General features: G+C 60.5%; 27 protein-coding genes. 15 read left to right on the forward strand and 12 right to left on the reverse strand.

Features of this window, described 5'->3' with window-relative positions; translation table 11 throughout:
- Nucleotides 1-12 precede the first annotated feature (12 nt).
- From ACFWXH_RS11540 to ACFWXH_RS11550, 3 genes are all read left to right on the forward strand, one after another.
- Complete coding sequence (locus ACFWXH_RS11540; RefSeq protein WP_379120254.1) at nucleotides 13-213, forward strand: DUF2892 domain-containing protein; 201 nt, start codon at nucleotides 13-15, stop codon at nucleotides 211-213.
- Between the two features lie 10 nt (nucleotides 214-223).
- On the forward strand, nucleotides 224-745 hold the full coding sequence (locus ACFWXH_RS11545; protein WP_379120256.1) for an RNA polymerase sigma factor: 522 nt from the start codon (nucleotides 224-226) through the stop codon (nucleotides 743-745).
- Between the two features lie 164 nt (nucleotides 746-909).
- Nucleotides 910-1,671 (forward strand): polysaccharide deacetylase family protein, encoded by a 762-nt coding sequence (locus ACFWXH_RS11550; RefSeq protein WP_379120258.1) that lies wholly within the window; start codon nucleotides 910-912, stop codon nucleotides 1,669-1,671.
- Between the two features lie 14 nt (nucleotides 1,672-1,685).
- Here the strand turns inward: ACFWXH_RS11550 and ACFWXH_RS11555 are convergent, their stop codons facing one another.
- The gene (locus ACFWXH_RS11555) at nucleotides 1,686-2,090 is read right to left on the reverse strand and encodes a winged helix-turn-helix transcriptional regulator (protein WP_379120260.1); all 405 of its coding nucleotides are present in this window, start codon (nucleotides 2,088-2,090) and stop codon (nucleotides 1,686-1,688) included.
- 167 nt (nucleotides 2,091-2,257) lie between these two features.
- Here ACFWXH_RS11555 and ACFWXH_RS11560 point away from each other — a divergent pair, with 167 nt between their 5' ends.
- Both ACFWXH_RS11560 and ACFWXH_RS11565 read left to right on the forward strand, forming a co-directional pair.
- A complete protein-coding gene (locus ACFWXH_RS11560) occupies nucleotides 2,258-2,923 on the forward strand; it encodes a TetR/AcrR family transcriptional regulator (protein ID WP_054311185.1) in 666 nt (221 codons plus the stop codon).
- A 198-nt stretch (nucleotides 2,924-3,121) separates the two neighbouring features.
- A complete protein-coding gene (locus ACFWXH_RS11565; RefSeq protein WP_244483383.1) occupies nucleotides 3,122-4,279 on the forward strand; it encodes an AI-2E family transporter in 1,158 nt (385 codons plus the stop codon).
- Here ACFWXH_RS11565 and ACFWXH_RS11570 read toward each other — a convergent pair.
- The 4 genes from ACFWXH_RS11570 to ACFWXH_RS11585 form a co-directional block, all read right to left on the reverse strand.
- The gene (locus tag ACFWXH_RS11570; protein ID WP_379120262.1) at nucleotides 4,267-5,163 is read right to left on the reverse strand and encodes an EamA family transporter; all 897 of its coding nucleotides are present in this window, start codon (nucleotides 5,161-5,163) and stop codon (nucleotides 4,267-4,269) included. The genes ACFWXH_RS11565 and ACFWXH_RS11570 overlap by 13 nt on opposite strands.
- 174 nt (nucleotides 5,164-5,337) lie before the next feature.
- Nucleotides 5,338-6,087, reverse strand: coding sequence for an arginyltransferase (locus ACFWXH_RS11575; protein ID WP_054311183.1), 750 nt, complete (start codon nucleotides 6,085-6,087; stop codon nucleotides 5,338-5,340).
- Nucleotides 6,088-6,223: 136 nt separating this feature from the next.
- The gene (locus ACFWXH_RS11580) at nucleotides 6,224-6,694 is read right to left on the reverse strand and encodes an RDD family protein (protein WP_379120264.1); all 471 of its coding nucleotides are present in this window, start codon (nucleotides 6,692-6,694) and stop codon (nucleotides 6,224-6,226) included.
- A 73-nt stretch (nucleotides 6,695-6,767) separates the two neighbouring features.
- Nucleotides 6,768-7,484 carry an alpha/beta hydrolase gene (locus tag ACFWXH_RS11585; RefSeq protein ID WP_379120266.1) on the reverse strand — a complete coding sequence of 239 codons (717 nt, stop codon included), beginning with the start codon at nucleotides 7,482-7,484 and terminating at the stop codon, nucleotides 6,768-6,770.
- Between the two features lie 146 nt (nucleotides 7,485-7,630).
- Here ACFWXH_RS11585 and ACFWXH_RS11590 point away from each other — a divergent pair, with 146 nt between their 5' ends.
- The gene (locus ACFWXH_RS11590; protein WP_379120268.1) at nucleotides 7,631-8,788 is read left to right on the forward strand and encodes an OpgC family protein; all 1,158 of its coding nucleotides are present in this window, start codon (nucleotides 7,631-7,633) and stop codon (nucleotides 8,786-8,788) included.
- On the opposite strand, the gene ACFWXH_RS11595 is transcribed toward ACFWXH_RS11590, so the two are convergent.
- Complete coding sequence (locus ACFWXH_RS11595) at nucleotides 8,775-9,851, reverse strand: LacI family DNA-binding transcriptional regulator (RefSeq protein ID WP_054311179.1); 1,077 nt, start codon at nucleotides 9,849-9,851, stop codon at nucleotides 8,775-8,777. The two genes, ACFWXH_RS11590 and ACFWXH_RS11595, sit on opposite strands and share 14 nt — an antisense overlap.
- Before the next feature lie 407 nt (nucleotides 9,852-10,258).
- Entirely contained in the window at nucleotides 10,259-11,437 is a 1,179-nt protein-coding gene (tet, locus tag ACFWXH_RS11600; RefSeq protein ID WP_379120270.1) for a Tet(A)/Tet(B)/Tet(C) family tetracycline efflux MFS transporter, read from the reverse strand.
- 90 nt (nucleotides 11,438-11,527) lie between these two features.
- Here tet and ACFWXH_RS11605 point away from each other — a divergent pair, with 90 nt between their 5' ends.
- The gene (locus ACFWXH_RS11605) at nucleotides 11,528-12,163 is read left to right on the forward strand and encodes a TetR/AcrR family transcriptional regulator C-terminal domain-containing protein (protein ID WP_379120272.1); all 636 of its coding nucleotides are present in this window, start codon (nucleotides 11,528-11,530) and stop codon (nucleotides 12,161-12,163) included.
- On the opposite strand, the gene ACFWXH_RS11610 is transcribed toward ACFWXH_RS11605, so the two are convergent.
- Nucleotides 12,160-12,531, reverse strand: a complete 372-nt coding sequence (locus ACFWXH_RS11610) for a DUF423 domain-containing protein (protein ID WP_379120274.1) — start codon at nucleotides 12,529-12,531, stop codon at nucleotides 12,160-12,162. The genes ACFWXH_RS11605 and ACFWXH_RS11610 overlap by 4 nt on opposite strands.
- A 99-nt stretch (nucleotides 12,532-12,630) precedes the next feature.
- Nucleotides 12,631-13,941, reverse strand: coding sequence for a multidrug efflux MFS transporter (locus ACFWXH_RS11615; protein WP_379120924.1), 1,311 nt, complete (start codon nucleotides 13,939-13,941; stop codon nucleotides 12,631-12,633).
- A gap of 47 nt (nucleotides 13,942-13,988) precedes the next feature.
- On the opposite strand from ACFWXH_RS11615, the gene ACFWXH_RS11620 reads away from it, so the two are divergent.
- From ACFWXH_RS11620 to ppk2, 3 genes are all read left to right on the forward strand, one after another.
- Nucleotides 13,989-14,654 carry a GntR family transcriptional regulator gene (locus ACFWXH_RS11620; RefSeq protein WP_379120276.1) on the forward strand — a complete coding sequence of 222 codons (666 nt, stop codon included), beginning with the start codon at nucleotides 13,989-13,991 and terminating at the stop codon, nucleotides 14,652-14,654.
- A gap of 147 nt (nucleotides 14,655-14,801) precedes the next feature.
- Nucleotides 14,802-15,773, forward strand: coding sequence for a glycosyl transferase family 90 (locus ACFWXH_RS11625; RefSeq protein WP_379120278.1), 972 nt, complete (start codon nucleotides 14,802-14,804; stop codon nucleotides 15,771-15,773).
- Nucleotides 15,774-15,857: 84 nt separating this feature from the next.
- On the forward strand, nucleotides 15,858-16,778 hold the full coding sequence (gene ppk2 / locus ACFWXH_RS11630; protein ID WP_379120280.1) for a polyphosphate kinase 2: 921 nt from the start codon (nucleotides 15,858-15,860) through the stop codon (nucleotides 16,776-16,778).
- Between the two features lie 6 nt (nucleotides 16,779-16,784).
- Here the strand turns inward: ppk2 and ACFWXH_RS11635 are convergent, their stop codons facing one another.
- Both ACFWXH_RS11635 and hemB read right to left on the reverse strand, forming a co-directional pair.
- Nucleotides 16,785-18,443 (reverse strand): alpha/beta hydrolase, encoded by a 1,659-nt coding sequence (locus tag ACFWXH_RS11635; RefSeq protein ID WP_379120282.1) that lies wholly within the window; start codon nucleotides 18,441-18,443, stop codon nucleotides 16,785-16,787.
- Between the two features lie 8 nt (nucleotides 18,444-18,451).
- Entirely contained in the window at nucleotides 18,452-19,483 is a 1,032-nt protein-coding gene (hemB, locus tag ACFWXH_RS11640) for a porphobilinogen synthase (RefSeq protein WP_379120284.1), read from the reverse strand.
- A gap of 205 nt (nucleotides 19,484-19,688) precedes the next feature.
- Between hemB and ACFWXH_RS11645 the strand changes: the two genes are divergently transcribed.
- The 4 genes from ACFWXH_RS11645 (at nucleotide 19,689) to ACFWXH_RS11660 (ending at nucleotide 23,522) form a co-directional block, all read left to right on the forward strand.
- Nucleotides 19,689-20,732 (forward strand): enoyl-CoA hydratase/isomerase family protein, encoded by a 1,044-nt coding sequence (locus ACFWXH_RS11645; protein ID WP_379120926.1) that lies wholly within the window; start codon nucleotides 19,689-19,691, stop codon nucleotides 20,730-20,732.
- Entirely contained in the window at nucleotides 20,729-21,151 is a 423-nt protein-coding gene (locus ACFWXH_RS11650) for a DUF6163 family protein (protein WP_379120286.1), read from the forward strand. Before ACFWXH_RS11645 ends, ACFWXH_RS11650 begins: the two co-directional genes overlap by 4 nt.
- Nucleotides 21,152-21,354: 203 nt before the next feature.
- Complete coding sequence (ldtR, locus tag ACFWXH_RS11655) at nucleotides 21,355-21,870, forward strand: transcriptional regulator LdtR (RefSeq protein ID WP_054311167.1); 516 nt, start codon at nucleotides 21,355-21,357, stop codon at nucleotides 21,868-21,870.
- Between the two features lie 398 nt (nucleotides 21,871-22,268).
- Nucleotides 22,269-23,522: a murein L,D-transpeptidase gene (locus ACFWXH_RS11660; RefSeq protein WP_379120288.1), complete on the forward strand. Its 1,254-nt coding sequence runs from the start codon at nucleotides 22,269-22,271 to the stop codon at nucleotides 23,520-23,522.
- A 10-nt stretch (nucleotides 23,523-23,532) separates the two neighbouring features.
- On the opposite strand, the gene ACFWXH_RS11665 is transcribed toward ACFWXH_RS11660, so the two are convergent.
- Entirely contained in the window at nucleotides 23,533-24,468 is a 936-nt protein-coding gene (locus ACFWXH_RS11665; RefSeq protein ID WP_379120928.1) for a LysR family transcriptional regulator, read from the reverse strand.
- A gap of 141 nt (nucleotides 24,469-24,609) precedes the next feature.
- Between ACFWXH_RS11665 and ACFWXH_RS11670 the strand changes: the two genes are divergently transcribed.
- The gene (locus tag ACFWXH_RS11670; protein ID WP_379120290.1) at nucleotides 24,610-26,049 is read left to right on the forward strand and encodes an MFS transporter; all 1,440 of its coding nucleotides are present in this window, start codon (nucleotides 24,610-24,612) and stop codon (nucleotides 26,047-26,049) included.
- The last annotated feature ends 87 nt before the right edge of the window (nucleotides 26,050-26,136 follow it).

Consider the following 26,136-nt stretch of genomic DNA (forward strand, 5'->3'; position numbering starts at 1 on the left):
GAGAGACAAGACATGGCCTTCTACCGAAAGAATATCGGCAGCCTGCACCAGGTGGTGAGGATCGTCATCGGGGCTGCGGCCGCTGTTGCCGCGTTGGCATGGTTCGCAGCGCCCGTCAGCTATTGGGGAGCCATGGCCGGGGTCGTCTTGGCGCTGTCGGGACTGTTCGGCTATTGCCCGATGTGTGCCGTGGCAGGGCTCGGGCGGCAATGATAGGCTCCACATGAATGGCGTGCCTTCTCATCTCTTCGATGCTGCGCGGCTGGGGGACCGCGAAGCAATCGTCAAGGTGCTCGAGATTGCCCAACCCGACATTCGCCGCTATGCCCGCTCGACATGCCGGGGTTCCGCCGATGCCGAGGATGCAGTGCAGGAAGCCTTGTGGCTGCTGTCACGCAAGATTGGCACGATCCGCTCGCTGACTGCGTTCTCCGCCTGGCTTTTCACGGTGGTGCGGCGGGAGTGCACGCGGCTGGCGCGTGCCTTGCGGCTGCCTCCGCCGCAATCACTGGCGGAGCTCGATCTCGAGCGCTCCTTCGGCACACGCCCGCAAGCCGAGCTCGCGCTGGATGTTGCAGCCGCGATCGAAGCACTGCCGCCGCATTATCGCGAGGTTGTGCTGCTGCGCGACCTGCGCGAGATGACGATCGACGAGATCGCGGCGAGCCTTGGCGAGACACATCAGGGCATCAAGGCAAAACTCCATCGCGGCCGCTTGTTGGTGAGGGAATATCTTTCGGACTGAAACGGTCGTCCGCACCTGATGTACGCCCTACGCGAGCCCGGAACCCCATGCCGAAAGGTTCTGGGATAACTCCGCGACATGCCAAAGATGCCGACAGCTTCTTGACGCTTGCGGCCGGCTCTCTACCTTGATCCGCGAATATTCGAGGGTGGAGCGTTTATTTTATGCCGGCAGTTCTGTGTGCGGCCCTGTTCCTGGTGCTGGCCGCGTGCATGCCGGCCAGCGCTGTCGAACGGACCATTTTCCTCACATTCGATGATGGCCCGCTCAACGGCACCAGGAACGTCCTGGATGTCCTGGAGGCCCAGCAGGTGCCGGCTGCGATGTTCATGGTGGGCCAGCATGTACAGGTAAATGCTGAACGCGGAGCTCTGCTCAAGCGCGCCAAGTCGCTGCCGCTGGTGACGGTGGGAAACCACAGTTTCAGTCACGCCAACAATCGCTACGAGCGTTTTTACGCCGACACCGAGAACGTCGTCGCCGATATGCTGAAGGCGAACGCAGTCCTCGGGCTCAGCGCACCGCCGCCCATTCCGGCGCGATTGCCCGGGCGCGACGTGTTCCGGTTGCAATACATGTCGCGCGATGATTTCGGCCTCAGCCTGGAACAGGCGCAACGCGAACAAGTGGACTTCGAGTTCGTCGCTGCGTCAGGTTTCCATCTCTACGGCTGGGACTTCGAGTGGGTGCATGATGGCAGCGGCAAGCCGGTGCAGTCGGTCGAGCGGCTGATCGATGAGATCGGACACTTGTTCGCGGCGCGCAGAACGATCGGCAAGAACAAACTCATCCTGCTCATGCATGATGAGATGTTTCAGGACGTCTTCCAAGGCAAGGACCAACTGTCGGCACTGGTCACCGGCCTGAAAGCCAAAGGCTATGCCTTCGGTCATATTGCTGACTACGACACCGAGACGAGCCCGTAGAGCATCGAGATTGCTCAGGCCGCAATGCCAGGCAGAGCGCGGACGACAGAATCAGCCTCGCGTTGCTTCGACAGCGGCCCGTACTGTTCCGACCACTCGACCAGCGCCTTGAAGGCCGGCTTCAGCCGCTGTGCGACTTCGCTGACCTCATATTCCACTCTCAGTACATTTTCCGGGTAGACGGTGCGGCGGATGAGGCCGTCCGCTTCCATCTCGCGCAGTCGCAGGGTGAGCATATGCTGCGTGATGCCGGGCAGGCTGCGGCGCAATTCGCCGAAGCGATGCCTGCGTTGGGCAAGGATCCAGAGGATCTCGATCTTCCACTTGCCGGCGAGGGGACGCATCGCCTCGATAAGTTTCAAATAGGGCGCGTCGCCATTCGCGATCGGGTGGGGATCCTGATCGTGTGATGGGTACATCGGTCTCATCTCTCGCTGCAATGGATAGAATGTAATAAGCGCTATGAACGAACTCGCGCGATTTTCGTTGCCTGACTTTTGTCAGGAGTGTTTCGCGCAGCTCAACGTTGACCGAGAATGATCGCTCGCATAAATTGAGAATGATCATTCGCATTTCGGAAATAGCAATGAAAACCGCGCTTGGCAATATCGAGATTCTGCTGGAGGCCGAGATCGACGAGGGGCGGACGCTGTCACGCGCCCAGCGCCGCGAGCTTCAGGTGCAGCGTGTCCTCGATGCCGCCAAGACTTGTTTCGCCCGGGAAGGGTTTCAAGGTGCGTCGATGCAGCAGATCTGCGCCGAGGCCAGCATGAGTCCCGGTGCGCTTTATCGCTATTTCGTTTCCAAGGAAGCGATCATCGAGGAAATCTGCGCGGCCGCGCGACGCGATGACGAAGAGAAACTCGCGGAAATGCTGACGAAGCGCGATGTCATCGAGGGCATGGTTTTTGGCTCGATGACCCATATCCGTTTCGTGCATGAAACGGACGCTTCTGCGTTGATCGCGCAATTTCACGCCGAGGCGACGCGCAGCGAGAGCGTGCGCGCGATCTATTGCAACCATCTCGCCGAGGTGCGCGGCATCTTCCTCAACTATCTGGGTGCGGCCCTCGGCCGCGGCGAAATCGATCCGCTGTTCGACCTCGAAACGCTGGTGCCGGCGCTGATGGCGATCATTCAGGGAATCGCCAACAACGATTTGCCTGCAAACGGCATCGAGTTGGAGAAGCTGGAGACGATCGTCCGCACCGTGATGGTTGCCATGCTGCGACCAACCGGCAAGACGGCATGAACCTTTCTCTTGCCCGTGACGGCGATGGCTGGCAGGAATTCACCTGCAATTGGCTTATGGTCACGATTGCTGCACTATCGTTCGGCATAATGACGAATGGCGTGGGTCTTTGCTGCGCCGTTGTCGATTCGGGGTATCTGTTTGAAAACATCGCAGACGAGACCAAAGGAGCCGCGCCTCTTCGGTGTGCCTGCGCCGATGCGGGCCGCCGTCATTCCGCCGCTGTCGGCCGCGCGCTGGCTTCTCGTCCTGGTGGCTGCCGCCGGTGTCTATTTTTTCTATGGGTTTCTGGTTCCGGTTCTGGCGGCACTCGTCATTGCCTTCGCCAGTTGGCCGCTCTACCGACGTCTGCTCGCCGCGGTCAACGGTAACCGTACCATTGCCGCGACGATCGCGCTGCTGCTCATCCTCGCTTTCCTGGTAATCCCGATCTCGTTGGCCGGAACCTATGTGATCAATGAAGTGCGCGAATGGATAACCTGGGCGGTCGGAACCAATCGCCACGGTGCTCCGACGCCACAATGGATCGCCAGCCTGCCTGTGATTGGGGAGTGGCTGAATGAGCAGTGGACGAAAAACATCGGCCATCCCGGCGGTATCGGCCAACTGATCCAACTGGTAAGCGGTGCCAACATCCGTTCAATCTACCAGACCGCGCTTGTCGCTGGAGGCAGCGCGTTTTCTCTGCTGCTGACACTCCTGTTCATGCTGATTGCGTTGTTCTTCGCCTATCGCGATGGCGAAAGCTTTGCGCGTCAGGTCGATACGCTGGGAGAGCGCATCCTGCCGGTGCGGTGGGAACGTATCTCGCGGGTGGTGCCGGCAACCATATCTTCGACCGTCACCGGCCAGACCGTCATCGCCATCGGCGAAGGCGTGGTGCTGGGCATCGCCTACTGGCTGGCCGGCGTACCGTCACCGGTGACACTGGGTGCGCTGACGGGGGTGATGGCACTGATCCCCGGCGGTGCCCCGCTCTCGTTTACGCTGGTGTCGCTCTATCTGATCGGTTCCGGCTCGACTGTGGCGGGCGTGGCACTGTTTGTCTGGGGTTCGGTGGAACTCTTCATCGTGGACAAGACGATCCGTCCCAAGCTGGTGGGCGGACCCATCAAGCTGCCGTTCCTGCCGACCTTCTTCGGCCTGATCGGCGGCGTGAAAACCATGGGCTTCCTCGGTCTGTTCATCGGCCCTGTATTGATGGCGCTGCTTGTCGCCATCTGGCGCGAATGGCTGCATGAGGTGGAGGTGGTCGACAACCTGCCGGCAGAGACGCCGTCCGCCGAACCGGAAGCAAACGCATCGGTCGCGGCGGAGCCAGTCGTTCTGGAAGCGAGGAAGGTTCAGGCCGGGTGACGCACGGCCAGTGCCGCGCGGCGCTGGCGGCCAAGGCGCAATTGCCAAAGCGAATGCGCAATCAGTGCGATGATCAGGATCGCGCCCCCGATCAGCGTGTCGCGTGACGGCACCTCGTTGAACACCAGCCAGACCCACACCGGCGCCAGTACTGTTTCCAGGAGATAGAACATCGCCGCTTCCGGGGCCGAGATGTATTTTGGGGCAGTTGCCAGGCAGAAGAACGAGATCGGAATGACAACGCCGCCGTTGAACAGGATCCACCATGGCGCATTGACCTGGAACCCGGTGTTCCAGACCATGTAGGTCGCCACCAGGAAGGGCAGGACCACGCCGATCAAGGCTGGAAAGCCCATATCCTTGCCGCTACGACGTGAAATCGTGATGGCGGAAGCGATGCAGAACGCCGACGTCGCGGCAAGCAGATCGCCGAACAGGTGGCCGGAGCCGATCGAGCCGCCGACGATGATACCGACACCGACGATCATCGCCGCCATGGCTGCAAACGTGGCCGGGCGCGGGCGTTCACGAAGGAACAGCCAGGACAACAGCGCTGCGAACATGGTGTTGAATGCGAGGATGAAGACGAGGTTGGCTGTTGTGGTGTTGAAGACAGCCGTGATGAAGGCGATCGAGCCAAGGCCATAGAGCGTGGCTACGGCCAGGCCGGCGCGGCCGGGGATCAGTTTCGGCGCGCTTGGCGTCCACCAGCGCCACACGGCCCACACGATCAGGCCGGCAAGCAGCGTGGTGCCGCTGCGCAGCATCAGGATTGTCCAAGGTGCGCCGTCGGCAAGGCGGATCAGCGGGATGTCTACCGTCAACGCCATGCCGCCCAGCGCGGCAACCAGCAGACCCTTGGAATGGTCGTGAGAAACAGTCACGTGCAGCCCCCCGCCTCAAAGCAACGGCAGCGTTAGGAGCCTCGGAAAGGCTGGACGGGCCGATTGTTCAGAGCGGAATGCGATGGCTCGGCATTCCGCTTCTCTCTTGTCTTATCGCGTGACCTGGCTCCGAAAAGTCTGCAACTTCTTCTTCGCTGACCTTCGGGATCACACTCAGCCGCCAAAGCGTTCCCAGCCCTTCGGGCCAAGATGTTCTTGCGGCATGAAACGCATCTTATAATTCATCTTGCGCGAGCCGTTGACCCAGTAGCCGAGATAGACATGGGGCAAGCCCATCGCCTTGGCGCGCTGAATATGGTCGAGGATCATGAAGGTTCCCAGCGAGCGCTCATCCAGGTCAGGGTCGAAGTAGGAATAGACCATCGACAGCCCGTCGGCCATCTTGTCGGTCAGCGCCACCGCCACCAGTGCGCCCTGACCCTTGCCGGTGATGAAGGTATCCGGTCCGCGCCGTCGATATTCGATGATCTTGGTGTCGACATGGGTGTCTTCGACCATCATGGCGTAGTCGAGTACCGTCATGTCCGACATGCCGCCCTTGCGGTGGCGGGCATCGAGATAGGCGCGGAAAAGTGAATATTGCTCGGTCGACGGTTCGGCGTCGTGCATGACGCCAACGAGATCGGCATTGTGCTGTTCGACGCGGCGCATGTTGCGGCTGGGTTCGAACTCCTGCGCAAGGATACGCACCGAAACGCAGGCGCGGCAGTTCTCGCAGGCCGGGCGATAGGCGATGTTCTGCGACCGGCGAAAGCCTCCCTGGGTCAGGAGGTCGTTCATCTCCGAGGCTTTGTCACCGACCAGATGGGTGAACACTTTCCGCTCGAACTGACCTTCGAGATACGGGCATGGCGAGGGCGCGGTCAGGAAGAATTGCGGAGACTGGGTAGGATGCTGCGTCATCGCGCGTCGAAAAATGCTCCCACGAATTACCCTAGCTTGGCGCGCGCGCCAAAAAATTCAACAGGATAATCGTGCCGAAAGGCCTTCTGGTCCATATATTCGATGGTTGGGCAGGACAGTGTGGACAAGTCCTGCCTCAGCGGTCGGTGCGGCTGACGACTGTGCCGAGCAGCAAGTCGTGCAGTGTGCGCTTGCGGTCGGAAAACAGCGTAACCAGAAGCACCAAGGGGGTGAGAATCACATTGGCGGCCCAGAACAGCACGGAATGCACGACCGCGGTCATGCCGTCGATCGGCGCGCCATCCAGCCTGTCCAGGCGAATGCTCATCGCCTTCATGCCAAGCGTGGCCTGATCGCGGCCACCCAGCGTATTCCAAATGTAGATCACGGCGACTGCCGGCACCAAGACCGAAAACAGCATCCAGCCCAGGCCCAGCGTGATGATGCCGAGCAGGAACACCAGGATGGCAAAGGGAATGGTGAGTAAGCCGACCACGAGATAATCGATGATACAGGCAAAGACACGACGCGTGCGCACGCCATCATAGGCGCGGACATCGTCCAGCCTGGAAGTGATGATCTCACCGTCAAGAACGCGGGCGTTCATGTCCTTTATATCCTCGTGGTTGGCCGGCTGACAGCCGGTCTCCTTCCTCAAATGGTATAGTGGCCGCTTCGGTTCAAGTTTGAGTGGCCGATCGCAGCCCACTCAGCCACTTCCCAATGATATCGCCGTCCACTGCGCCGAATTCATGGCCTGCGGTGACGGTATGGGCGTCGATACGCGCACCGTGCCGTCGCAGCAACGCAACGAGAGACGGCGCAAATGAAGAATAGGTGACGTCGTTGGCGCCAGCAATCATCAGGATCCGCGCATCCGATAAGTCGGCGGCGGGCACTTGATCCAGAACCGGCATGGCGCGCAACAGCACTGCGCGTTCGATGGGACCAGGGTGCAGCAGCATTGTGCTGGAAAGCAGATTTGCGCCGTTCGAATAGCCGATGAAGGCGATACGCGCCGGTTCAAGGTTGTGAAGGGCCGTCAGCTCACCGACGAAATGCGCAAAGGCACTTGCTTCCTCACGGATGCTGGCCTGATCGAACCGTGTCGGCGTGATTCGCCTGAACCAGCGCAGATCGCCATCCTGGACAATGCGGCCACGCACCGCGATCAGCCTTGCCCGCGGGGCAATCGACATCGCCAAAGGCATCAGTGTTGTCTCGTCCGCGGCGGAACCATGGAGCAATATCAGCGTGTCGCAATTGGCGTCTTGCGGGACATGGAGGCGATAAGAGAAGGGCAGGTCGCGGCGTAATGCCGCCATTTGGCCATTTTGTCGGCTATCTGTTCCAGCCATTTGTTTTTCAAACATTTTATCTCTTTTTGCCGGCTTCAAAACGAAACATTTTTGGGTCGTCCCAAAAGTGATTGAGCCTGCTCTGTTTTTGGTCGCTTTCGCACTGATATGGAATATCCAGCGGTTCCGTGACGGGAGGCGAGGATCGAACCGCTCACAGTATGAACCGTTGCGGAGTCCTAATCATGACCACGCCGCTCTCATCCGAACGAGATACCCGCATCGATGTTCTGCGTGCGCTCGCTCTGTTGATGATTTTCATCGATCATGTGCCGGGCACCGTGTTCGAACTCTTCACCTACAAGAATTTCGGCTTTTCAGACGCAGCCGAAGCTTTCGTGCTGATTTCGGGTATTGCCGTCGCGCTTGCTTATGGCCGCAAGTTCCAGCCTGGGGACCGGTTGCTGGCAACGCTCAAGATGTGGCGCCGCGCCGGTGTTCTGTATGCCTCCCACATCGTTACGACCATGGCCTCGGTTGCCATCTTCTGCGCGGCCGCCCTGTTGGCCAAGCGACCGGACTTCCTGACGCAAATCAACATCGGTCCGCTGATCGAGCGCACGCCCGAGGTGCTGCTCGGGATCGCGACGCTTGGCCACCAGATCGGCTACAACAACATTCTGCCGCTTTATGCAGTGTTGCTTCTGGCAGCGCCTGCGCTTCTGTTTTTTGGCGGACGCTGGCCGTTTCCGACCCTGGCGGTTTCCGGCATGGTGTGGCTTTGGGCCGGTCTCTATCAGGTCGCGCCGCTGAACTATCCCGAACAAGGGTTCTGGTTCCTCAATCCGCTGTCGTGGCAGTTCCTGTTCACCATCGGGGTTGTCGGCACGTTGCATGTGCGCCGTGGCGGCAGCATCCCGGTCAATGGCTGGCTGCTGGGTTCTGCGGCTGTCTATGCGCTGATCGCCCTGGTCTGGGTTCGCGGCCCTTGGTGGGGGCAGGATACCTGGTTTGGCTTGCCGGCGGTTCTGGCTGGTTTCGACAAGACCTTCCTGTCGCTGTCCCGGCTGCTGCACGTGCTTTCCGTTGCCTACCTGATCGTGGCTCTGCCGGCGGTCTCGGCCTTCTTCCGCAAGCCACTGGATCATCCGCTTGCCATTCTCGGCAAGCGTTCGCTGCCGGTGTTCATCGCCGGTACGATCCTCGCCATTGTGGCGCAGGTGCTGAAACTCGTGCGGCCTGGCGGTTTTTCCTATGACGCCATGCTCGTCGCCACCGGTATCGCGGCACAATTCGCATTCGCCTATTATCTGGAATGGCTGTCACGGCTCGGATGGACGAGCCAAGCAAAGGCGCCACAGCAGAGCCGAGGTTTTGCTGGACAGCTGGTCAGCGTGCGCTGACGGGACCTGCCGATTCACGCACGACCAGTTCGATCGGCATTTCCTGCCGCCGTTCGGCCTGACCAGGGTCGAGGATAGCGTGGGCCGCGCGGCGGCCCATTTCCCGCATAGGCTGCGCGATGGTGGTCAGTGGCGGCTTGCACCATGCGGCTTCCGGCACGCCGTCGAAGCCGACGATGGAGACATCGCCGGGCACCGACATGCCGCGTTCCTTCAGCCAGTCGATCGCGATCATGGCAATGCGGTCGGACATGGCGAGCAGCGCCGTCGGCGGCTCGGGCAGGCTGAACATGTAGTCGAGACTGGCATGAACAGTGGGTACATCGTTGCCTGTTTCGTAGATCGGAACGCCGGCTGCATCGATCCCGGCCTCGGCGAGCGTCTCCAGATAGCCGTAGAGGCGGTCGCGCGTACCGGAATAGGTGGCGCCTTCCGCGCGCAAGGCGGTCATAGGCCCGCTGCTTCCTTCATCAAAATTCAGCGCCAGAACGCCGAAACGGCGATGCCCGAACGCCAGAAGGTGGTCCGCTGCCAGCCTCGCGCCGGCCTTGTTGTCGATGCCGATGGCCGAAAGGGCGCCTTCATCGTAACCGAAGTCGAGTACTACGAAGGGGAGTTTTCGTTCTCGTGTCAGGTATACCGGCTGCCAGTTGCCTTCCACGCAGAAGACGATGAAGCCGTCGACCAGTGCACTCTGGATGTTCCAGGCGAGATGCTCGCCATTGATCGCCGATACCAGCGACAGGCCGGCACCAGTGGCGTCGCAAATCTCCGAAATGCCTGACATGACCACACGGGCGAAAGGATCGTCGAAGAAATAGGAGAGGGGTTCTGCCGTGGCGACGCCAATGGCATTGACCTTGCCGGCGCGCAGGAGCCGCCCCTTGGGGTCCGGGCCGGCATAACCCAACGCGTCCGCGGCCGCCTTGACGCGTTCGCGCACTTCCTCGCGCACGATCTCGGGGTGGCTGAAAACATTCGAGGCGGTTCCGTGCGAGACGCCGGCAGCCTTGGCGACATCCGCCAATCTGACCGGTTTGATCGCAGTTGCCCGTCTTGCCATCAGCCATCCTTCTCATTGACGGACGCAGTGAAGGTCCGAGTGTCTTCCAGCTGCCTGATGATCACAGGCACTGACCTTGTATCACAATTGTTGGATCGATCCATATTTGCCTTGACTTCGTGCGGTTGAAGGGTGAGGATTTGAATCGATCCAAAATTTTTTATCCCGATATTGGATCGATTCAATCATGATGCGAACCAAATAGAGAAGGTGAGGCAATCATGCATCCGATCAACTACCTGTTTAAAGATATCTATCGCAACTATTGGGGCATTCCGTCAGTGTCGGCCAAGCGCGCCTCGGAGCGCCGCGAAAGGCAGGTCCGGCCATTCAGACTTGGCCGTGGCCCGGCACATCGTGGGCGGAACCAGTAGATTGCTGATTGATGTGCAAGCGCGGATCGCCGCTCAGGCGGCGACCCGCGCGCTACGCTTAAAGGTCAGCAGCGGGACACACAGAAGGTAAAGGGCTGCACCGCCGATCCATACCAATCCGGGGAAGGTCGAGCGCGTGGCGAAATAGGTGGTGGAAATCGCCAGCGGCGCGATGATGGAGGCGAGACTGGTCAAACCGGCAATCACGCCTTGCAGCCGGCCTTGATTGTTCTCGTCCACTTTCGCCGTCATCATCGACTGTAGCGCCGGTGCACCGATGCCGCCGAAACAGAGCATCGGCAGAAGTGCGAAGGCCATCCAGCCGTGCGTTGCAAGGCCGACCAGGATATAGGCTGTGCTGTCGGCCGCGATGGCGACGGCAAGCGCTTTCTTTTCGCCAAGTCTTTCGCTGATGGGCCCGGCCAGAAATGCCTGCGCAAGGGCGTGGAACAGGCCGAACAAGGTCAACGAAATGCCGACTGTCAGCGGGTTCCAGGCGAACTTGTCCTCGACGTAGACAACCCAGATCGTGCCGCCGACTTCACCGACCATTGTCAGCAGGATGGCCGTGCCAAGCAAAGGCAGCAGCAATGGAAAGCCGAATGCCCAGCCCAAAGGAGCGAAGGGATTGAGGGAAACGGAAGTCGCTTCGCTGTTCTGACGTTTTGGCTCCTTCAGAACCAGTAGGGCAATCAGCAAGGTGACGAGATTCAACGCCGCGGCGGCAAGAAACGGCGCGCGTGTCCAGACGCCGCCGAGTAGCCCGCCGATCGCCGGACCGGCAATGAAGCCGACGCCGAAGGCCGCGCCCAATTGCCCAAAGCGCCTGGAGCGCTGCTCCGCGCTGGTCACATCGGCGATATAGGCCGACGCGACCGCCGAGACGGCACCGGTGACGCCGGCTATCGCGCGGCCGAAAAACAGCAACCACAATGTCGGGGCAAACGTCATGAACAGGTAGTCCACTGTGGCACCCGCCAGCGACATCAACAGCAAAGGCCTGCGCCCGAAACGGTCCGACAACGCGCCGAGCAGGGGCGAGAAGACGAACTGCATCAATGCGTAAAGCGCCAGGAATGCCCCGTAGCGCCAGCCGAGATCGCCGGTGTGGCCTACTTCACGCAGCAACTCTGGAATGACCGGCATGGTGAGTCCGATGCCAGTTGCGGTGAGGGCGACCGTGGCCAGAATAATGGCGATCGAGCGGTTCATGATCTTGTCCAAAAATTTATCAGTGATAAATTCACTTATCATTGATAAATTTCAGATGCAATACGGGTGACGTCCTGGATGGAGGCGGCAATGAAGGTCGACCGTGCGCGTATCGTCGAAGAGGCGCTGAAACTGCTGAACGAAGTCGGCGTGGATGCGCTCTCGACGCGGCTGCTTGCCGAGCGGTTGCAGGTGCGACAGCCGGCACTGTACTGGCACTTCAAGAACAAGCGTGCGTTGCTGGATGCGATGAACAAGGAGATACTGGAGCGCAGCCATAAAAATAGGCTGCCACGGGCCGGCGACGACTGGCGGCAGTATCTCTTGGAGAACACGCGCAGTTTTCGGGCAGCGCTGCTCGCTTATCGCGATGCCGGCAGGGTGCATGCAGGCACCGAAGCCGAGCCCGATGAATTACAGGATGTCGAGATGAAAACCGCGTTTCTGGTCTCACAAGGCTTCGACGCGGGCGAGGCCATGATATTGTTCATAGCGCTCGGTCGCTACACGCTCGGTTGCGTGATCGAAGAACAGTCCGACTATCCAAAAGGCCCAGGCAGAGGGGCTGATCTCGATATTGCGGCGCGCGATTATCCTCTGTTGGCAGCGGGACTGGCGCACTATCGCGAAGGTGGTCACACGGCCCTGTTCGAAACGGGGATCAGCCTTATCCTGGACGGTGCCGACATGCGGCTTCGTGGCAAGACGGCAAAATCCGGCGCTTAGGTTCTTGGTCTGGCGAATGCCGAAGCCGCGATTGTCAGCCAGCCCAGGATCAACAAAGTGCCACCAGTCGGCGCTGCGAAAGGCAACAGCCGTCTACCCAGGAAGTCGCGGGCAAGCAGATCGCCGCAGAACAGGACCAGTCCTACCAGAAGCACCAGTCCGCCAAGGCGAAGTACCCTGTTGCCACCGACCAGTCCGACCGCGAGCAGCGCGAGCGCGTGGGTGAGCAGGAATGAAGCGACTGTGGCGGTGAAGGCGCCACCGACATGCGCTGCCGCCGCTGACAACGCCACGCCTGCGGCACCGCAGAGCCCTCCGGTCGATACGAGAGGCGCGCATGGTTCAAAGGCAAAACGGGAAGAATTCATCGTCAGTGTTCCATCGAGGTAAACGCTGAAATCTGGAAGCCAGGCTATTTCTCTGACGAAATCGCCAAGAGACCCTGCCAAGATCGCATGGTTTGAGCGTTACGCGGACTGCGGCTGTTCGTAGCGGCTGCGTACGATCCAGTTGAAAAGCGCGCCTAATGCCAGCAGCACCGCAGTGAACAGAAAAACCGCGCGCATGCCGAAATGACCGCCAATGAAACCACCAAGAACCGGGCCGGCGACCTGACCGACATATTGCGCCGAGATCGAATAGCCCAGAACGTTGCCGCCGATCCCATCTGGTATGTTGTGTCGGATGACGCTGGTGACGGAGGGCAGCAGACCACCCAGCGCGAGGCCCATCAGAAAGCGCAGGACGATCAGTTGCCAGCTTTCGGTGACGAATGCCTGCGGAATGAGCAGCAGCGCGGCAGCCAACAGCGCGCCGACAATGACGCTCCAGTGGCCGACGCGATCGGCGAGCTTACCGAGCCTTGGCGCCGACAGGATCGCGCCGAGGGCCGCTGCTGACATGACGAAGCCGGCGACCAGCGTTACCTTCGTGGAATCCGTCACCAGCTCCGCGACATAGACGGTGATGATCGGTTCGATCGACATGGTGGCGAACATCAAGAGCATGCCGGTTGCCAGCATCGCCATCACCGGCCGTTTGTCGGGAATTTGTGACCAGCCCCCGCTTGCCTGCTTCTTCGCGCTCGCAATCGCCGGCCGGCGATCTTCCTTGATCAGGAAGGTGGTGGCGAGAAAAGCCAGGAAGATAACGCCGCCAGCAATCAGGAAGGTCGCACGAATACCGATCCTGGGCGGCAAGGCGCCGCCAATCAAAGGCCCGACGAGGTTGCCGGCCATGATGCCGGCCGAAAGTGTGCCCAAGGCCCAGCCGGAGCGGTCCTTTGGCGTCTGCATGGCGACCAGAATGGTCGAGCCTGACGAATAGCCGCCGGCGAGGCCGACCAGAAGGCGCAAGGCAACCAACTGCCAGACATCCTGCACCATGCCCATAAGCGACATGCACACCGCCATGCCAAAGCTTGCGCGCACCAGCATCAGCTTGCGGCCGTAGCGGTCACCCAGCCGTCCCCACAGTGGCGCGACAAGTGCTGCCGCCAGAAACGTGGCGCCGTAGGCGATGCCAGACCATTGCACTATTCCCGCATGATCGCTGATACCCAGTTCTTCCACATAGAGCGGCAGGAAGGGCAAAAGCAGTGTCATCGCCACGAGCGTGCTGAAGGAACCGATGAAGCAGACGATGAGATTGCGACGCCAGTGGACATTGTAGCCTGCTTCCCCGGAGGTGGTGCTTTCACTCGACATGGCGTTGCTCTTCGCTGTGTATGCTTGCCTTGTATCCCGATTTGGGATACCAAAATGGTATCCGTATCCGATGCGGACTTTACGAAGTCAATGGGCCAGTGAAAGGGAGAGTGGCTGCGATGTCGCAGATGCAGCAGGTCGAGCGCCAGCTTCGTGAAATGATCCTCGGGCTCGACATCGGCCCCGGGGAAAAGCTGACCGAGCGCTGGATCGAGAGCCGTTTCGGGGCTTCGCGCACCCCGGTGCGCGCTGCTCTGCTCAGGCTGGAGACAGAAGGGCTTGTTGCCCGCGACGGTCGGGGCTGGACGGTTTCGCCGATCAATCTTGCTGAAATCGAGCAGATTGCCGTCTATCGGCAGGCTGTTGAGGCCGCGGCGGCACGGCTCACGGCGATGCTCACCGACAAGAGTGGTCTCGATGCAATCGAGGCGATGCTTGATTCCTGCGGACCGGACACACCGAGAGAGGAATGGCATCGGGTCGGCACCGATTTCCATGTCGAACTGGCGCGCCTGTCCGGCAATGAGTTCCTGTTTCGCGCTGTACGCGACGCCATGACCCGGCTGTCACGAGCGCGCTGGCTGGAAATCCGCAATGAGGCCGCATCCGCGCGGGCCTGGGCAGAGCACGGAACCATCTTGACCGCTCTGCGGGCAGGGCGAGGTGAAGAGGCAGCCGATCTTCTGATCCGGCATATCGGCGGCAGCCGTGACCGGCTGGTCGGCTCGCTGCAAACCGAGCGCCGTGGTCTGCGAGCCCGTGGCTTCGCCGTCGTTGCTGCCTAGAACAAACCGTGCCTCTCGAGAGGATCCACCGTCGCTATTCTTTGATAATGTTTCGTCACATTCTTTGACTGTTTTTCACCGGGATTATCTGGCGCGGCAACGACCATGACGCTAAAAGCCTGCGCGGGCTTTTGCGTTGGAATTTCGATGCGTAATCTTCGTCGCAGGACTGGCAAGGTCTTCTATTACGCGCGCAATATTGTTCGCGACAGCGCGCCGCAATTGCTCTTCCGCCATCGGCTGGATCAGGCGCTCGCAACCGCGATACGCCGCGGCCCCGCGCTTCTTGACCGGCTCAATTACTACAACAAACTGCGGGATCCGTTCACGCCAAGCCCGGTAGCAGTGACGGTCGCGACGCTGCCGCGCCGTCCGTCGATGTATTATTACGATCTCAAGGAGTTCGCCCGCTACTTCGATGCAGATCTGCGACTGGACCTGGAGTTCGGTGACGTCCGCGGGCTTCCGCCGGTTCCCTCCATTGTCAAGAACCGCCCGATTGGCGCGGACAATGCCAACGGTGTTCTGTTCAAGATGGACAAACTGCGACATTTCCAGTTGCAGGCGGATCCGATGCGGTTTGCCGATAAGCAGCCCAGGGTCGTCTGGCGGGGCGACATGAACAATCCGATGCGTCTGGTTTTTCTGGATGCCGCGCAGGGACTGCCGTTCTGTGACGTCGGATCGCCGGCCACCCATGCGCCCGAGCGCCACCGCAAACCGTTCATGAGTGTCGAGGACCAGAAGCGTTATCGCTACATCGTCTCGCTTGAAGGCTACGACGTGGCAACGAACCTCAAATGGATCATGAGCTCGAATTCGCTCTGCCTGATGCCCGAACCGACCAATGAGATCTGGTTCTGCGAGGGACATCTCAAGCCGGATCAGCACTATGTGCAGCTCGCGCCCGATTTCTCCGATATTACTGACAAGGTCGCGTTCTTCGAGCGCCATCCCGAACAGGCGGAGCGCATCATCGCATCGGCGCAGGCCTATTGCCGCCAGTTTCTGGACGAGCCGACCGAAAGGGCGTTGTGCTTCCTCGTGCTCTACAAATATTTCGTCCTCAGCGGACAGATCGAGCCCGATGAGAAGATTTGGCGCTTCATTTCGGCATAGACGCTCTTTGGTTTCGCAGTTGCAATAAAACCGTCATTGCCCGCGGATATTGGTCGGCTCACGGTGCGAACGCGGAGCGACATCATGACCGAACTGGAACGCAATTCCCCCGCCGCTGACTGGCTCGAGGCAGAACTGGCCGACACGCTCGATGAAGATTACGAGCTCGAACTGTCGGAACCCGCGCTTTCGGAGGAAATCGCCAAAATATACAAGCGGACGCATCCGCCGTCCGTCGAGCGCCAGGTCTATTTCCGTGAATTGCTCAGATTGCAGTCGGAATTGATCAAGCTGCAGTCATGGGTTGCCCACACGAAAGCCAAGGTGGTGGTGTTGTTCGAAGGGCGCGATTCCGCCGGCAAGGGCGGTGTCATCAAGCGTATCACCCAGCGTCTCAACCCTCGCATCTGCCGTGTCGTGGCGTTGCCGGCGCCGACCGAGCGCGAGCGTTCGCAATGGTATTTCCAGCGCTATGTGCCTCACTTGCCGGCCGGCGGCGAGATCGTGCTGTTCGACCGTTCCTGGTACAACCGGTCCGGCGTTGAGCGGGTGATGGGCTTCGCCACGCCGGATCAGGTCGAGGAGTTCTTCCGCGACGTGCCGGAATTCGAGCGCATGCTTGTGCGTTCCGGCATCATCCTGGTGAAATATTGGTTCTCGATCACCGACGAGGAGCAGCAGATGCGCTTCCTCATGCGTATCCACGATCCGATGAAGCAGTGGAAGCTGTCGCCGATGGATCTGCAGTCGCGCGTGCGTTGGGAGCAGTATACCAAGGCCAAGGAGGAGATGTTGTCCCGCACCAACATCCAGGAAGCGCCCTGGTTCATCGTTGAAGGCAACGACAAGAAGCGGGCACGGCTGAACTGTATCGATCACTTGTTGCAGCAGGTTCGATATGACGAGGTGCAGCATGATGAGATCACGCTGCCCGACCGCGTCTTCAATCCGGAATACGAACGTGCAGTGCTGCCGCCGGAACTTTACGTGCCGCAGAAATACTGAGGCCGATCATTCGGCCTTGCGCTGGGCGACAAAGAAGGCTTTCAGCGCCTCGACCTTCTCAGTCGTCCATCCAGACGGCTGAGTGACGGCCATCCAGGCGTCGATATAATGTTCGGGCGCGTAGACATGACCGTAGCCGATCGGCGTTGTTGTGCCCAGTCCGATATCGACGGTCAGCTGCAACAGCGTGACGATCGGGAACCAACGGAAGCGCGGTGAGACATCCGGTCCACGTTCGCCCTTCATCCAATCCGGCCTTCTGTAGGCCGCATAAGGGTCGAAGAACACGATCGGGTCGCTGGCATATTGCAGATAGACGACTCGTATCGGTCCCCATGGCGCACCATCGAGATCGAGGGCATTGTGCTGGCTGGTGAAGCGGATGACCGAACCGTCGCGGAAGCGTGGCAGCCATGCGGGTGAGCCAGCGACGCGGCCTGCAGTCGCAATTTTCCAGGTTCGGCTGGGGAAGGGTGGCCCCGCCCATACTGCGCCCTGGTACGGGTCGGCGACGACATCATAGATGTCGCTCGACAGATCGGAATTCATCGCGCCGAGGCTAAGGCCGTAGAGGTAGAGTTTCGGGCGCCGGTCCTTCGGCAATTTCTTCCAGTATCCGTAGACCTGCGTGAAAAGCGCCCGTGAGGCTTCTGAGCCGTAACCTGGCTCGATCAGCAGCGAGAGCCAGCTCGGCAGGTAGGAATACTGGATGGCGATGCTCGCGATGTCGCCGTGGTGCAGATATTCTACCGGGTCGATGCCGGCTGGATCCACCCAACCCGTCCCGGTCGGGGTGATGATGACAAGCGCTGTGCGCTCGAAGCCGCCAACGCGCACGAGTTCCTCAAGCGCCAGCCTTGCCCGCTCCTCGACGGTTTCGGCGGAGTTCAGGCCGGCATAGACGCGGATCGGTTCCTTCGCGCTTTCACCAGTTTGGGACCCGATTTCCCTGCCGGTCGGTGCCGAGGCGATGTAGCTGCGCCCCATCTTGCCGAGCCCTTGCCAGTCGATCAGCGAGGCAGAACTGCCGGTCTTTTGAGGATCGCTTGGCGGACGCAGATCAGCATCGATGATCTGGTCCAGCTCCCGATAGGACGAGTCCATGGCCCGAATTGCGAAACGCAGGAGCACGCCATCAACCACCGACCAGAAGAGAAGGGCGGTGACGGCAAGCCCGACAACGCCAGCAACGCGGCGTGGCACATAAGGGCGCAGGCGCCCTGCAACGATGCGGAAGATGCGAGCGAGAAGCCGCGCGATGAGGATCACGAAGACAAAAGTCACCAGTGCGATCAACGCGACCTGTATCGGTCCGATCTTGTCTGCCGGTTCCATGCCCATCAGGACGCGGATGGAGTCCTGCCAGCTGGACGCCTGGATCAGGAAGAAGACCGCACCAGCGAGACAGGCAAGGATGGTCACCCGTGACGCGCTGACCAGTCGATGCGGGTCCGCCTTGGGCAACTCCATATAGCTCCAGAGCGCACGCAGGGCGACGCCGACACCATAGCCGCAAGAGAAACTCAGCCCCGACAGAACGCCTTGTATGATGCTGTCGCGTGGAATGAGGCTGGGCGTGAGCGACGCGCAGAAGAATAGCGTGGCGAGAGCCAATCCGGTCAGCGAGAAGGCGTCGATTGTCCTGGCTGCCCACCGGAACACCATGCGCGGGTTCAGCCTTTCAGGATTTCGGCCACCCTCGGCGCGAAATAGGTGAGAATGCCGTCGCAGCCGGCGCGCTTGAATGCCAGCAATGATTCCAGCATCACCTTTTCGCCATCGATCCAGCCATTGGCGGCAGCGGCCTTGATCATCGCGTATTCGCCGGACACCTGGTAGGCGAAGGTCGGCATCGCGAACTCGTCCTTCAGGCGGCGGATGATGTCGAGATAGGGTAGGCCAGGCTTCACCATCAGCATGTCAGCCCCTTCGGCGAGGTCCTGTTCCGCCTCCCGAACAGCCTCATCGCTGTTGGCGTGATCGATGTAATAGGTCTTCTTGTCGCCCTTGAGCAGACCCTGCGTGCCGATCGCCTCGCGGTAGGGGCCGTAGAAGGCGGAGGCGAATTTGGTCGCATAGGACATGATGGCGACGTCCTGGAACCCGTTGGCATCCAGCGCGTCGCGGATCGCCCCGATGCGGCCGTCCATCATGTCCGAAGGGGCGATGATGTCGGCACCTGCGGCGGCCTGCAATACGGCTGCGGCGGCAACCTGCTCGACCGTCTCGTCATTGACGATGATGCCGTCGCGCAGGATGCCGTCGTGGCCGTGGCTGGTGAACGGGTCGAGCGCGACGTCGGTGATGATACCGATCTGCGGGACGGCCGCTTTGATCGCGCGCGTCGCAGCGTTGATCAGGTTGTCCGGATCGAGAATGTGTGAACCAGCCTCGTCCTTGCGCCCGGCCTCGATGTTCGGGAAGGTTGCGATCGCAGGGATGCCGAGCTTCGCGGCACGTTCTGCTTCACGAACCGCCTCGTCGATGCTGAGGCGGAACACGTCCGGCATGGCGTCGATCGGTTCGCGCACATTGGTTCCACTTGTCAGGAAGATCGGCCAGATCAGGTCGTCGACGGTCAGGCGATTTTCCTGAACCAGGCGGCGCGACCAGTCGGCCTTGCGCATGCGGCGCAGGCGGCGCGAGCCGGTGATCTCGTCGACGCTGCGTGCGCCAGCTGGTTTTGTGGGGGTGAACTTGTTCATGGCCAAAACTCCGATCGGTGGTTTTCTAACATGGGCTGGCCGCAGCGACCAATGCGGCATGGTTGTGCCAGCAGTTGCGCGGATGGTCGCAGTCCATTCTGTCCGCTTGCCTGGGGCCGAACCGGTCGAAAAGGGTGGGCGGCATTGACGCGCCAGAGGGGGGCGCTTAGCACTTCCAGTGCATACGAATGAGGATTCTATGGCAATGGACTTTGGCGGCGGCGAGGAAATCCGCTTCGAAAGGATGGGCCGCGCCGGCATAGTGACGATGACCCGTCCGCAGGCACTCAACGCCATCACGCACCGCATGATCAACGCGCTTTCGCGGGCGCTGGACGCCTGGGAAACCGATCCCGCGATCGATCTCGTGCTGCTGAAGGGAGAGGGCAGGGCGTTTTCGGCCGGCGGCGACATCATGGCAGTCTATGAAGGCGGCAAGGCTGGCAATCCGCCCGTCGAGTTCTTTGCCGACGAGTACAGGCTGAACGCGCGCATTCCCCGCTTTCCCAAGCCGTATGTGTCGTTGATCGACGGGATCGTCATGGGCGGCGGCGTCGGTCTTTCCTTCCATGGCTCATATCGGCTGCTTACAGAAAACGCCCAGTTCGCGATGCCGGAGGTCGGCATCGGCTTCTTCCCCGACGTGGGCGGCAGTCACCTGTTGCCGGGTCTGGAGGATAGTTTCGGCGTGTATCTGGCGTTGACCGGCGAGCGCATCCGCTATGGCGATGCTTTGTGGTCGGGCTTGGCCACCCACGCGATCAAGGCGGCCGACCAGGCCGACATCATCCAGCGGCTGACCGAAACGGGAGATGTGGACGCGGTGCTGCGCGACCATGCCATCCGCCCTGACGCCGAAACCGGACCGCCTGCGCGCGAGGCGATAGCAAGGCATTTCTCCAAAGGCACACTGGCGGAGGTCACCGCCAGCCTCGAAGCCGAGGCCACCGGCGACGAATTCGCTTCCAGAACGCTGGCTACCATTGCGCAGCGTTCGCCGACCAGCCTCAACGTGGCCTTCCGTCAGATCCGCGCCGGCCATTCTTTGTCGATGGACGATTGCATGCGGATGGAATTCCGCATCCTGGTGCGCATGCTGGAAGGCCACGACTTCTATGAAGGCATCCGCGCTGCGATCGTCGACAAGGACCGTCAGCCGAAATGGCGACCCGCCGGGCTTGGTTCGGTCGCGCCGGGGGACGTCGATCCATATTTCGCGTCGCTCGGCGAGCGGGAATTGGCGCTGTGAACGACGCCGCGCAAAGCCGCGTGGTTCTGGAGCCTTCGACGACGGAACTCGTATTCGAATGGTTCCAGCGCATCGTCGCTGTCTATTGCCTGATGTTCGGCGTTCTCTACTGGATTCGGCTCATCGGCTTCTACCCAGGGCCACTATGGCGCTTCGACCTGATGCCGGTGCACTGGCAACTCGCTGCTGCGATCCTGGCCGTCTTCTTCCCTTTTGCCGCCGCGGGCCTGTGGATGCTCGCGTCGTGGGGACCCGTCATCTGGTTCATCTGCGCCCTGACCGAAACGATCATGTATGTGGGCTACCCGCAGCTTTTCGGCGAACGCTGGCCGATCGTCGCAACACATGCCGCCGTGGCTTTGATCTACGTTGCACTCAGGCTCGTCGTGCATTTCCAGAGACGCCGCCGGCGTACATGATTTCGGCCTTTTGGCCATTCGCTAAATCTTTAGGTTAATTTTCTTCCCTTGGCGGGGTTTTTATTAACCCTCTCTCGAAACCTCTTACCGGTAAGCTCTTGTTAGCCTTGGCGTTTAAGTCGAATTTTATAGGTATTCGATAGTGTCGCGATCAAGGTGACAAAAACAAAAAATCACCGGGCGACAAACGAGAGGCAAAGACAATGATCAATTCGCGTCCAGTGGCGAAGACCGCCAACGTTATCGATGAACGCCGCGAGTCCATCCGCACGCTTTACATGGAATCCCTTCAGCTGGTCGAGCGTCTGCATCGGCGTTTGCTTGATGTGATCAAGGATGAGTTCGATCGCAATGGTCGTTCCGACATCAATGCTGTCCAGGCTCTGCTGCTGTTCAACATCGGCAACGCCGAACTGACCGCCGGCGAACTGCGCTCGCGCGGTTACTATCTCGGTTCCAACGTATCCTATAACCTGAAGAAGCTTGTCGACCTGGGCTTCATCAACCATCAGCGCTCGCGCATCGACCGTCGTTCGGTTCGCGTCAGCCTGACCGACAAGGGCAACGAGGTGGCAGAGGTGGTAGCCGGTCTCTACGAGCGACACATCGGCTCGATCGAGCATGTCGGCGGCATCAACCAGGACGAGTTCAAGCAGATGAACCGTGCCCTGCAGCGCCTCGACCGCTTCTGGAACGACACCATCGCCTACCGTATGTGAGCAGCTGTCTTTTGGGTTTGCCCGCCGGTGAAGCCGGCGGGCTTTCTCTTGCGCGGCGCTTCGGCGGCGCAGTTCAATACCACGCCAAAGAGCGGGGAGGAGGAGACCAAAAATCTCCGGACTGGGCCGGTGCCGAAAAGGCACTGGCCCATTCTTTCGTGCAACATAGGTCTAAAGCGCGGGCTTCACGCCCAATTGCCGCCATATTCCGGTGAAAGCGAGAAATCGGACGGTGCAGTCGGGTTTGGCTGACTGGTCTGCTCTCGCGAATGTGCGTTTTCCGGCAGCGAGATGCGAGATATGGTTGGCTAAATGTTAAGGATGGCAACCATAGAGTGCGGGCCGCTAACCAGGCCCAATGGCCGATCGTCGAATTGTTGAACAAGTCTGGAACGCTCATGAACACCAGCCGCCGCCTGTTTCTCACCGGAGCTTCCGCGCTCGCCGTGGCTTTTGCCGCCGGTGCCGCCAGCGCCCAGGACGCCGTTGACGGTATCCTGAAGGCGGCAGGGCAGGGCAATTGGGACGACACCTTCGATGCGCGCGCCACCCAAAGTGGCAAGGTCGCCTCGACGCTGCCGATCTTCAGCCCGCAGACTGTTAGCTACACCGAGCAGGCTATCGCCCAGTACCGTGAGATCGTGGCTCAGGGTGGGTGGCCTGAAGTGCCGGCAACCAAGAAGCTGAAGCTCGGTGTTTCCGATGCCGATGTCGTGCCGCTGCGCAAGCGGTTGATGGTATCCGGCGACCTGTCGCAGAGCGCCGGTCTGTCGGAATCCTTCGATTCCTATGTCGATGCGGCATTGAAGCGTTTCCAGACCCGTCATGGGCTGCCGGCTGACGGCGTCACCGGCAAATACACCTTTGCCGCGATGAATATTTCGGCGCAGGTCCGTCTCGGTCAGCTCGAAACCAATCTGGTGCGCCTGCGCGCCATGGGCGGTTTCCTCGGCAACCGCTATGTGATGGTCAACATCCCGGCCGCACAGATCGAGGCGGTGGAGGGAGACCGCGTCGTGCTGCGTCACACGGCAATTGTCGGCAAGATCGACCGCCAGACGCCGATCGTCAATTCGAAGATCAACGAGATCATCGTCAATCCCTATTGGAACGCGCCAGTGTCGATCGTCCGCAAGGACATCATTCCACTGATGCGTAAGAACCCGGATTACCTCAAGGACAGCCACATCCGCCTGCTCGCGCCGGACGGCACAGAGGTCGATCCGACCACCGTGGACTGGTCGACGGAAGACGCCGTCAAGTATCGCTTCCGGCAGGATCCGGGCACGGGCAACGCCATGGCGTCAGTCAAGATAAACTTCCCGAGCCCGGACGGCGTCTACATGCACGATACGCCGCAGCAGAGCCTGTTCGGCAAGCTGATGCGTTTTGATTCATCGGGCTGCGTGCGCGTTCAGAATGTGCGCGACCTCGTCACCTGGATCCTGCGCGATACGCCGGGCTGGAGCCGCCAGCATTTCGAAGAGACCATCAAGACGGGTAACAGCACCCCGGTTGCCGTCACGAATCCGGTTCCGGTCTACTTCACCTACGTCTCGGCCTGGTCGACGGGTACTGGTGTCGTGCAGTTCCGCGACGACATCTATCGTCGCGACGGCGTCGATGAGTTGCAGATTACCTCGTCGCTCTAAGAAGAGCCGATCAGATTTCATCATGGCCATCGGCGGCAACGCCGGTGGCTTTGTTGTTTCCGGTGCAAACGTCGCGCACGCAACCGCGCAGCCAGCGATGCGCCGGATCGGCGTCGAGCCGCGGATGCCACAAAAGAGAAATGGTGATTTCCGGCAGGGCGAAAGGCAGCGCGAAGCGGTACATACCATCTCTCAGATGGCCGGTGTAACGCTCGGGAACGCTGGCAATCAAACCCGCCGCCCGCGCGAAGACGAGTGCTTCCAGAAAGCCGCTGACAGTCGTGGCGATTTCCCGCTGCAATCCCAGCATTTCCAGCGCATCGTCGATCGGCCCCTTTTCGAGATTGCGGCGCGAAACGAGAACATGTTGACCAGCAGCGTAGCGTTCGGGCGTGACGACACCCTCGCATAAAGGATGCCCAACCCGCACAACACCGACAAAACGATCGCGAAAGAGTGTCTGCGCCCGGATTTCTGGTCCGGTAGTGGTTCCGATCACACCGGTTTCCAGATCCACGCTGCCGTCGCGTAGCGGTGTGCTGTCCTTGTCCGGCTTCGGCACGAAGCGCATCCGCACACCGGGTGCCTCCCGGGCAATGCGTGCAAGCAAGGCTGGGCCGAAGTTTTCGACAAAGCCGTCGGAGTTCCTCATCGTAAATGTCCGCGTGAGCCTTGTGAGGTCCAGCTTTTCGGCGGGACGCAGCATAGCTTCGGCATCTTCGACGATACTGCCGACGCGTTCACGCAGTTCAAGCGCACGTGGTGTGGGGACAAGACCGCGTCCGGCTCGAACCAGGAGCGGGTCGCCTGTCGTTTCGCGCAGCCGTGCCAGGGCGCGGCTCATCGCGGAGGCGCTGAGCCGCAGTCTCTTGGCGGCGCGAGCGACACTGCCTTCGGTAAGCAGCACATCAAGGGTGACCAGGAGGTTGAGGTCCGGATGCGACATGGGCTGATCATAACGCATCTCCTTCGTTTTGATGAGGCGTTGTATGCATGAATACAGTGCAAATGATGCGTCTTCCGCCATGCTACGTGCGGCGCTACCTGTCTTGCCTTGGTTTCAGATCCGGCGAAGGCAGAGGACATCATGCAATCGAATGCTGTCGAACGTGGTGCAAAAACAGGACAGGCTTTTGACGACAGCGGACGCTGGGCGCTGATCAGCCTGGCGCTATCGATGCTGCTTTCCTCGCTGGGTATCAGCATCGCCAATGTTGCACTGCCATCGCTGGCGGAAGCCTTCGACACGTCTTTCCAGCGCGTGCAATGGGTTGTGCTGGCTTATTTGCTGACCGTCACGATCACGATCGTTACTGCAGGGCGGCTTGGCGATCTGATTGGTCATCGGCGCATGCTGATTGGTGGCATTTCGCTGTTCGCACTGGCCTCGGGGCTGTGTGGTGCCGTCTCTTCGCTCTGGTTGCTGATCGCAGCGCGCGCTTTGCAGGGGTTAGGCGCCGCGGTTTTGATGGCACTCAGCATCGCATTCGTGCGCGATACGGTCGCCAAGGACAGAACGGGAAGCGCGATGGGCTTGCTCGGCACCATGTCGGCAATCGGCACCGCACTTGGGCCCTCGCTGGGTGGTGTTCTGCTGACTGCGGCAAGCTGGCGGGCGATCTTCCTGGTGATGGTGCCGCTCGGTGTGCTGAACCTTCTTCTTGCCTCTCGCTTCCTGCCCGCCGGCAAGCCGACTGGAAAGGGCGGTGGCTTTGACAGTCTCGGCACGCTGTTGCTTGGCCTCACGCTCGCTGCCTATGCGCTCGCCACGACTGTCGGTGGTGCGCATATGGGGTGGCCGAATGTGGCGTTGCTCGTTGTGGCCGTTCTCGGTGTTGGGCTGTTCGTCATGGTCGAAGCAAGGGTGGCTTCGCCGTTGATCCAGCTTTCGGCATTCCGCGATGCCTCCTTGAGCGGCAGCCTGGTGATGAACGCGCTGGTTTCCACCGTCATGATGGTCACCTTCGTCGTCGGGCCTTTCTACCTTGCCCGCGCACTCGGGCTGAATGCGGCCCTCGTCGGTATGGCGATGTCGGTTGGCCCGGTGATCTCCGCTCTGACAGGCATTCCGGCCGGCCGCATCGTCGACTGGCTCAGTGCTTCGCTTGTGGTCATCATCGGGCTGGCCTTGATGACTGCCGGCGCGTTTGTCCTCGTCGTGGTTCCGACGTCTTTCGGTGTCGCCGGCTATGTCGTAGGCATTGCCATCCTGACGCCCGGTTATCAGCTGTTCCAGGCTGCCAACAACACGGCCGTCATGATGGACGTCAGCCCGGATCGGCGCGGCGTCGTTTCGGGCATGCTGAGCCTGCCGCGCAATCTCGGACTGATCACCGGCGCATCTGTCATGGGCGCCTTGTTTGCCTTCGTCTCAGGCACCGTGGATGGGTCGACTGCGCATCCCGAGACCGTTGCGACAGGGATGCGCGTGACATTTGCGGTGGCGGGGATGTTGATCCTTGCCGCAACCGTTGTTGCCCTCCTGGTGCGCGGCAGTGTTGCGAACGCGGCAACGGTGGAGGAATAGCCGCGATCCGCGACGCGCTAGGTTTTGTCGGATGCGCCTCGGTAAAGTTTCGCACGCCTGTCATCTTAGCGTTATGAGCGCCCATTA

It is taken from the genome of Mesorhizobium sp. NPDC059054, from assembly GCF_042739215.1.
Classification (GTDB): domain Bacteria; phylum Pseudomonadota; class Alphaproteobacteria; order Rhizobiales; family Rhizobiaceae; genus Mesorhizobium.